9 protein-coding genes and 1 pseudogene are annotated in these 8,626 nt (G+C 39.1%); 3 read left to right on the forward strand and 7 right to left on the reverse strand.

What is annotated here, in order from left to right; translation table 11 throughout:
• Positions 1-173: 173 nt before the first annotated feature.
• From rplI to rpsF, 3 genes are read right to left on the reverse strand one after another with little or no spacing between them, the layout of a single operon-like run.
• Positions 174-725 carry a 50S ribosomal protein L9 gene (gene rplI, locus ETF27_RS10965; protein ID WP_130828704.1) on the reverse strand — a complete coding sequence of 184 codons (552 nt, stop codon included), beginning with the start codon at positions 723-725 and terminating at the stop codon, positions 174-176.
• 17 nt (positions 726-742) lie between these two features.
• Complete coding sequence (rpsR, locus tag ETF27_RS10970; RefSeq protein WP_004355224.1) at positions 743-1,015, reverse strand: 30S ribosomal protein S18; 273 nt, start codon at positions 1,013-1,015, stop codon at positions 743-745.
• Between the two features lie 2 nt (positions 1,016-1,017).
• Positions 1,018-1,362 (reverse strand): 30S ribosomal protein S6, encoded by a 345-nt coding sequence (gene rpsF / locus ETF27_RS10975; protein WP_130828703.1) that lies wholly within the window; start codon positions 1,360-1,362, stop codon positions 1,018-1,020.
• Positions 1,363-1,472: 110 nt separating this feature from the next.
• Here rpsF and ETF27_RS10980 point away from each other — a divergent pair, with 110 nt between their 5' ends.
• The gene (locus tag ETF27_RS10980) at positions 1,473-1,634 is read left to right on the forward strand and encodes a hypothetical protein (protein ID WP_193557223.1); all 162 of its coding nucleotides are present in this window, start codon (positions 1,473-1,475) and stop codon (positions 1,632-1,634) included.
• A 134-nt stretch (positions 1,635-1,768) separates the two neighbouring features.
• Here the strand turns inward: ETF27_RS10980 and rprY are convergent, their stop codons facing one another.
• From rprY to ETF27_RS10995, 3 genes are all read right to left on the reverse strand, one after another.
• Positions 1,769-2,476: a response regulator transcription factor RprY gene (rprY, locus tag ETF27_RS10985; RefSeq protein WP_130828701.1), complete on the reverse strand. Its 708-nt coding sequence runs from the start codon at positions 2,474-2,476 to the stop codon at positions 1,769-1,771.
• 40 nt (positions 2,477-2,516) lie between these two features.
• Positions 2,517-4,061 carry a sensor histidine kinase gene (locus tag ETF27_RS10990; protein WP_130828700.1) on the reverse strand — a complete coding sequence of 515 codons (1,545 nt, stop codon included), beginning with the start codon at positions 4,059-4,061 and terminating at the stop codon, positions 2,517-2,519.
• A 278-nt stretch (positions 4,062-4,339) separates the two neighbouring features.
• A complete protein-coding gene (locus ETF27_RS10995) occupies positions 4,340-6,502 on the reverse strand; it encodes an elongation factor G (protein WP_147785831.1) in 2,163 nt (720 codons plus the stop codon).
• 197 nt (positions 6,503-6,699) lie between these two features.
• Between ETF27_RS10995 and hemW the strand changes: the two genes are divergently transcribed.
• Both hemW and ETF27_RS11005 read left to right on the forward strand, forming a co-directional pair.
• Entirely contained in the window at positions 6,700-7,914 is a 1,215-nt protein-coding gene (gene hemW / locus ETF27_RS11000) for a radical SAM family heme chaperone HemW (RefSeq protein ID WP_147785832.1), read from the forward strand.
• Positions 7,915-7,989: 75 nt separating this feature from the next.
• Positions 7,990-8,316: a Fis family transcriptional regulator gene (locus tag ETF27_RS11005; RefSeq protein ID WP_130830697.1), complete on the forward strand. Its 327-nt coding sequence runs from the start codon at positions 7,990-7,992 to the stop codon at positions 8,314-8,316.
• A 141-nt stretch (positions 8,317-8,457) separates the two neighbouring features.
• Here ETF27_RS11005 and ETF27_RS11850 read toward each other — a convergent pair.
• A pseudogene (locus tag ETF27_RS11850) lies at positions 8,458-8,626 on the reverse strand (IS256 family transposase); the annotation flags it as partial.

Raw genomic sequence — 8,626 nt, forward strand, 5'->3', positions numbered from 1 at the left:
AGTAAATTTCTACTGAGCCCAAGGACCTCCTGTCAGGACAATTCTTTTCATATTAAGCTGCGTAAAACTCAAAATCCCAATCACTACGAGAGTGAAAGGGATTTATTGTCATGATATTATCTCTTGATGTGAATCAAATATAAGAATCTACCTCATGAGATACAGAATAGAACTTATTCTGCTGCCGAAGCCTCTTGTTCAATAGCAGTTGTCTCTCCTGTTTCGTTTTCCTTTGCATTTTCAACAGGCTTTTCAGCTTTTTCTTCCGTTTGTGGGGCGGGTTGATTTTCAGCTATCACCGTTACAGGAAGTTTCACCTCTACATCCTTGAAGAAATGAACTGTAGCCTCATAAGTGCCAACTTTCTTAATATCGCGCATGGTGATAATCTTGCGTTCAATCTCAATACCTTTCTTAGCCAATTCTTCAGCCACAATTGCTGTGTTTACGGAACCATAAGTAACGCCTGTTGCAGAAACTTTAGCCGGTATTACAAGTTCCACTCCACTCAGCTGAGCTGCACGTTTTTCAGCCTCGGCTTTCCTTGCTGCAATTTTAGCAGCCTGCTGCTTAAGATCTTCAGCCAACTGTTTCTTGGCAGACGGTGATGCTATAACGCCCTTACCTGTTGGAATGAGGTAGTTACGACCGTAGCCGTTCTTTACATTTACAATTTCGTTCTTGTAGCCAAGTCCGATTATATCTTCTTTCAGTATTATTTCCATATCCTTAGCCTCCTCTATTATTTCATCAAATCGGTTACGTATGGAAGCAATGCGATTTGGCGAGCACGTTTAACAGCTTGTGCCACACGACGCTGATACTTCAAAGATGTTCCTGTTATTCGACGCGGAAGAATTTTACCTTGTTCGTTCAAAAACTTCTTCAAGAATTCTCCATCTTTATAGTCGATGTACTTAATTCCGCTCTTCTTAAACCGACAATACTTTTTCTTTTTCGTATCAATTGAGGGTGCGGTCAAATAACGAATTTCTGATTTTTTCTGCTCTGCCATAATTAAGCCTCCTTTTTAGATGCCCATTTAGCACGACGCTTCTCTGCATAAGCTGCCGAGTATTTATCCTGCTTAACGGTGATGTAACGAATAACTTTCTCGTCGCGGCGGTATGCTGTTTCGAGAGTATTAATGACTGTTGGTTCTGCATTGAACTCCAACAAAGCGTAGAAGCCTGATGACTTCTTCTGAATGTTGTAAGCCAATTTCTTCAAGCCCCAGATCTCTTCGTTCAAGATTTCAGCACCATTATCGGTGAGCAGCTTCTTGAATTTAGCGACCGCTTCCTTCATCTGTTCATCAGATAAAACGGGAGTCAAAATGAAAACGGTTTCGTATTGATTCATACTACATTAAAATAAATAATTAATAAAATAGCACCTGCATAAGCAAAATGCGGTGCAAAATTACTATTTTTTTATGAACTAACCAAATCTTTTTCGTATTTTTGCATTCTATGAAAAAGTATATTCAATATTTAGGTCTGATAAGCATAACATTGGGATTATTGCTATTTATAATACATCTCATAGTGGATTACAGAGGCAACGAACTTTTACTATCGGGGTTGGCGTTTGTCATTGGTGGCACAGTGGCATTTGTTAAATTACAGCGATAAAGATTGATTTTCCTGACATTTGGCATTCCGTCTCACAGCATAAAAGAGTGTGTCTATACGAACACACTCTTTTTCATATTACATAATTTTTAGTATATTCCTTCCCTCTCGAGATTATTGGGATAGATGCGAGTTTAATCCTCCTCCGGAACTATCAATTTGTAACCTTTACCATGAATATTTATAATTTCAATTTGGTCGTCAGCCTTCAAATGCTTACGCAGTTTAGTAATGTAAACATCCATTGAACGGGCATTAAAGTAGTTGTCATCTATCCAAATTGTTTTCAATGCATAATCGCGTTGTAATATCTCATTCGAATGAGCACAAAGCAAAGCAAGCAGTTCGTTCTCCTTTGTAGTCAGTTTGGTTGCCTTTTCCGGATTATTATCGAGCGTCAGTAGCTGCTTTTGCGTATCAAATGTAAATCTACCGATTTGATAAAGGGTCAGTTCTTTGTTTTTCTTACCGCGTACTCGACGCAGGATGGCTTCGATACGGAACACGAGTTCATCTATTGAGAAGGGTTTGGTCAGATAATCATCTCCCCCTATCTTAAACCCGGTCAGGATATCTTCTTTTAGTTGTCTGGCGGTCAAAAAGAATATAGGTATTTCCATATTGGTTTGGCGAATTTCCTGTGCCAATGTAAAACCATCTTTCTTAGGCATCATCACGTCCAGCACACAAATATCATATTTATTTTTCAAGAAAGCTTTGTAACCCTCCTCTCCATCTGGACAAAGATCAACCTCATAACCTTTCGTCTGTAAATACTCACTCAACAATGTTCCGAGATTCTCATCATCTTCACACAACAGCATTTTGAAATTTTCTTCCATATCAGTAAATTTTAAATTGTTTATATTCTTTTTTCACAAACTATTCTTCCGGCATTACTGGCAAGATGATAGTAAATTTTGTACCTTTTCCATATTCGCTATCCACTTTTATCTCACCTTCATGCAAATCTATCATTCTCTTGACATAAGCCAATCCTAACCCAAAACCCTTTACATCGTGTCGGTTACCGGTATGTACACGATAAAACTTTTCAAAAACCTTTTTCAAGTTCTCGCGCTTGATGCCTTGCCCCGTATCTCGTATGGTAAGATAAAGATGTTCGTTTGTATTCCATGTCTTCAAATACACATTTAAGGGCGCATCAGGTTTTGCATATTTCACGGCATTATCCATTAGGTTAAAAATTACATTCTGAAAGTGCATTTCATCTACATAAACCTTTGAATCTACCGCTTCTATATCCGTATATACTTTTCCCCCAGTATGTTCCACGCGAAGGGTGAACGAATGGGCTATCGTCTCCACCATTTCGTTCAAATCAGCATATTTTTTCTTCAATACGGCTTTCTTTTGGTCATACATACTCATTTGTAGAACTTTCTCTACCAAAAAGCGCAGCCGTTTAGTCTCATCATTTACAACCCCCCCAAGATGATCTATCATTTTGGGCGATTTCACCACACTCTTATCATTAAGCATCTGTGAAGCAAGAGAAATACTTGCAATTGGAGTTTTAAGTTCATGCGTCATATTATTAATGAAATCGTTTTTGATTTCCGTATAACGTTTCTGACGGAAAATAATCGCTATCGTGAAGATAAAAGTTACCAACAAAACGATGGTAAATATAATAGATGGAATCATAAAGCGCACGCTAGAGAATATATAACTCGTCATATCGGGGAAGTGTACATTCACCACACCCATTCTATTTGGAGGATCATTTCGGAAGAGTACTTGAGAAAAGCCGGCGTCCTTTCCATCCTCAACAAAATCTGGGCAGCGATAAACCTCTCTGCCATCCTGTGTTGTAACTGTAAAATGATAAGGGATATTAATTCCATTGTTCATCATTTCCGCCTTCAAATCCTGATCCAACAACTTGAAGTTGATGCGTTGTTCCAAGGGCTTATCCGAAGCAGAGTACAAAATATTGTAAACCACTTCCTCCAATAATGCTTTCTGATAAACATAGCGATTGCGCACTACTTCCTGCATTCGTTTCTTCGTTGCCGTGAGTGAACCACTATCATTTCTAACTACAAGAGCTTTTGGTGTAAGCGATGGGTTGTTCTGAATAAGCTTCGTCTCGAACGAGGTATAAGCATTACCATTATCATCAGCCACCAATGCTTGATGAGTATCGGACGTTAATTTATCCTTTGATACATTTTTCTTGGCTAATTTGGCATCGCTCTTATTCACATCACTTTCTAAAAAGCGAAGTGTCTCGTTGAGTTCCATGTTGCGAGCTGCTTGATAGAGTGCTCGATTTACTGACTCATCGAATTGCTCCTTTTTCATTTCAGCCATTTCCTCTATGTAATTAAGCTGCAAAAGTAGCAATGCCAGGAAAGAGAGTCCCATAATTACCGCTATTGTCCAAATAGTCGTTTTCTTCATCTAAACAAATTATCTGCGCGTTCAATCTGCATATTCAGCATTTATCACACCTGTCATTTTTATTTAAAAGCAAAGATAGTCAATTCCTTAAAACATTAACAATTAAATGTTAATTAAAATTGTATTTTTAGAGTTTATTAATTATTTTGTATGATAATAATTGATTTTTATCAATTACAATAAGATTATTAATTGAGCAAGAGCATATCTCAAACAGACATGCTCTCGCTCAATAACATTTTAAGTTTCTCGATTAACAAGACTCATAGGAAAAGGAATTATTCTTCCTCTTCTTTTACTTCGGTCTCATGTTCAGCAATCAGTTTTTGCTGTAAATCGTTTGGCACTAACTCGTAGCTTGCAAATTTCGTTGTGAAACTTGCACGTCCACCAGTCAGAGAACTCAATGATATACAGTAATTGGAAAGCTCTTTCAATGGGATTTTTGCTTGCAACTTCTGATAACCGGCTTCAGAATCCATTCCCATTATCATTGCTCTACGACCTTGCAAATCGCTCATGACATCGCCCATATAATCTCCGGGGACATAAACTTCAAGATCATAGATCGGTTCCAATATCTTCGGTCCGGCATTTTTGAAAGCATCTGAGAAAGCATGACGAGCAGCCAAGGTGAACGACAACTCGTTAGAATCAACAGGGTGCATCTTTCCATCATATACAATAACGCGCACATCGCGAGCATAGCTACCTGTCAATGGTCCGCGCTCCATACAGTCCATTACACCTTTTAATATAGCAGGCATGAAGCGAGCGTCAATAGCACCTCCGACAACAGAATTAATAAAGACGAGTTTTCCGCCCCAAGGCAAGTCTCTCTCCTCCTTACCCTTAATATTCATCTTGAACTCTTGCCCATTGAACTTGTAAGCCGAAGGTTCAGGCATTCCTTCAGCATAGGGTTCAACGATGAGATGCACTTCGCCAAACTGTCCCGCACCGCCACTTTGTTTCTTATGACGATACTCAGCCTTTGCTTGTTTGGTTAAAGTCTCCCGATAAGGGATTTTTGCTTCCTTGAAAACTGTTTGAATTTTTTCATTATTTTCCAATCGCCATTTCAACGTGCGAAGGTGGAATTCTCCTTGTCCGCTTACGATGATCTGGCGCAACTCCTTACTTTGCTCCACTATCCACGTAGGGTCTTCTTGACGCATTTTCAGCAAAGCCGCCATCAATTTCTCCGTTTCCTGAGAATTAACAGCCTCAATAGCACGTGTATATTTGGGATTGGGATATTTTATGAAATCAAAATGTTGCTCTATACCTTTGCCATTCAGCGTATTTCCGGTCTTTACATCTTTGAGTTTTACGGTACAACCTATATCACCGGCATTCAACTGATCGACCGGAATACGATTGGCACCCGCACAAGCATAAAGTTGTCCGATACGTTCCTTTGAGCCTCTGTCGGCATTCGTTAAGTCATCTCCAACTTTAATACTTCCACTCATTACCTTAAAGTAACTTACCTCTCCAATATGAGGTTCCATACCGGTCTTGAAGAAATATATGGATTCCGGTCCATTGGAATCGGGAGTAATCTCTTCACCTCGAGTGTTATGCACTTTATCCATCTCGTCAACAAACGGCACCACATTGCCTAAGAACTCCATCAAGCGTCTTACGCCCATATCTTTGCCTGCACATACGCAGAAGACAGGGAACAAGCTGCGTGTTACCAATCCTTTGCGAATACCTTCGCGAAGTTCATCCTCTGTCAACGACTCCGATTCGAAGAATTTCTCCATCAATCCTTCATCATTCTCAGCGGCAGCCTCAACAAGGATTTTATGTAATTCTAAAGCCTTTTGCTTCTCCTCTTCCGGAATTTCCTCGATAATCGGCGCACCACCTTCCGGTTTCCAACTATATTTCTTCATCAAAAGAACATCGATCAAGCTATTGAATTCCGGTCCGGTCTTGATGGGATATTGTATTTGTACACACTTTGAACCATAAATATCCCTCATGCTGTTCATGAGATTTTCAAAGTCGCACTTTTCAGAATCCAACTGATTGATTAAGAAGATAACAGGTTTCTTCAGTTTTTCTGTGTAACGGAAGTTATTCTGCGTACCCACCTCGGGTCCGTATTGACCATTGATCAAAACAACGGCTTGGTCAGTTACGTTCAGGGCGGTAATTGCACCTCCTACGAAATCATCGCTACCGGGACAATCAATAATATTTAATTTCTTGTTATTCCATTCTACATGAAAAACGGTAGGGAATACAGAATAGCCATATTCCTGTTCCACCGGAAAATAATCGCTAACTGTGTTCTTTGCTTCTACCGTACCGCGACGCTTGATGATACCTGCCTCGAACAACATACTTTCGGCAAGAGTAGTCTTGCCGCTACCCGCACTGCCAAGCAAGGCAATGTTTTTAATTTCGTTTGTCTGATATACTTTCATATCAAGATAGATTTAAGTTGTTAGTAATGTTCTTTCTTTACCATGAGATAAGCCGGACTAAACCTGCTTTCAGCGGTCTAAGTTATAAATTTTTATGCAAACAGCCAAAACAAATTACAAGAAAAAAGAAAATATATCAAAGAAATCACTACTTTTGCAAATAGTTTCTTAGCGTTTTATTTATTACCTATTAATATATGTCAGGAATTTACATACATATTCCATTTTGCGCCGGCAGATGTATTTATTGTGGCTTTTACTCCACCGTCGTCCCCAACAAAAGGCAAAGCGGAAGAAAAGAAAAGACTACGACAGATTCGATTATCGACAGATACACCCTTGCCCTCTGTAAAGAACTGGAAATGCGAAAAAACTATATTTTTTGCAACCCGAATATAAAAGATAATAAAGAAAAAATCCAGACCATTTATCTTGGTGGAGGAACACCATCATTACTCTCACAGGAAAACCTTACGGAGATATTCAAACGAATTGATAACACTTTTGCGGAATACGTAGATGATTACAAATCCATGGAAATAACATTGGAATGCAACCCGGACGATGTTACGGATGAATTTGCGAACCATCTTAAACGGTTTCCAATAAACCGAATATCAATGGGCGTGCAATCTTTCTCAGAAGACCGACTACGGTTTCTGAAAAGACGCCATAACGCTGAAGATATAAAACCGGCAATAGAGCGGTTGCGCAAATGTGGCATCAATAATATTTCCACAGACTTGATGTTCGGATTTCCCAATCAGACGCTTGATGAATGGAGAGAAGACATAGATAAAGTCATTAAACTTGATGTAGAACATATCTCAGCATACAGCTTGATGTATGAGAACGGTACGCCTCTTTACAGAATGTGGGAACAAGGAAAAGTAAAAGAAATTAACGAAGAACTGTATCGAAAAATGTACGAAGAACTTATCAACCAACTTGAAAAAGCAGGCTTTGAACAATACGAAATAAGCAATTTTGCTAAATGTGTGGGTGGTGCTGATATTTCTCCTTACCGTTCACGACACAACAGTTCTTATTGGCACGACACCCCCTATTTAGGCATAGGTGCATCGGCACATTCCTACAACGGAACATCGCGACAATGGAATGTATCAAACCTATTGAAGTACATTGAAGGGATAGAGAGCGACGTCTTGAATTACAAGGGTGAAGTAATAGACGAAGGGACACATTATAACGATCTGATAACAACGGAACTGAGAACCGTAGAAGGAATAGATATAAGTCATCTGAAGCCCAAATACAGAAAATATGTCTTAAAGGTTGCCCAACCGCTCATAAGAAATCAGTTGTTGAAGTTGGAAAACAACCATCTGCATCTAACTCGAGAAGGCATTTTCGTCAGTGATTCTGTCATGGGCGAGTTGATATTCGTATAATCTACTATATGACAGCATCGTTGAAAAGTGAAAAATCATTCACCATTTTCAGAAAATCATCTTATCTTTGCAAATATGAAAAATGAACAATTTGAAAAATTATGGCAGAAAAACCGCGCCAAGCTGCTTGCCAATGATGAAGAATATCGAAAAATAAGCAAAAGCTATACTAATTGGGGGTGGGCAGATTACCTTGTGCTCATAGCAGGATTCGTCATCTGCGACAATTTCACCAAGTCCCTTGCCATCAACAATATTTGGCAATACGTTATCACACTCTTCGGAATGTTTATTGTATGGATGGGGTTCAGGCTTATGAAAAGCCGACTCGGAGGAAAAAAGACATTGGATGAAGTAGAAATGAGAATAAAAGAGCAGTATCGCAACTCACTACAAGAATAACAATTGGGGACAAATCAAATACGATGCTTATTTGAAAAAAATAAGAAAATCTTTAGAAAAGTTCCGGTTTCCTTGATTTCTCTATGTGTACCGGCAGGGCTTCCGGCTTATGTCAAGGTAGTGTCCTTAAAAGTGTGTAATTCATCTTTCCTTTCTCTGTACTTCCACTGTTATTTTATTCTTTTCTTTCCAGTTTTTGAATTGATATATTCTCCTTTCATATGTCTTCTTTGTTTCCTCCATCGCCACGGCTGCCAGGAGGAAGATGACAGACTTCTCTGATGGCATGGATGTTCTCATTTGGATGGCT

It is taken from the genome of Prevotella brunnea (assembly GCF_008016795.1).
GTDB lineage: Bacteria > Bacteroidota > Bacteroidia > Bacteroidales > Bacteroidaceae > Prevotella > Prevotella brunnea.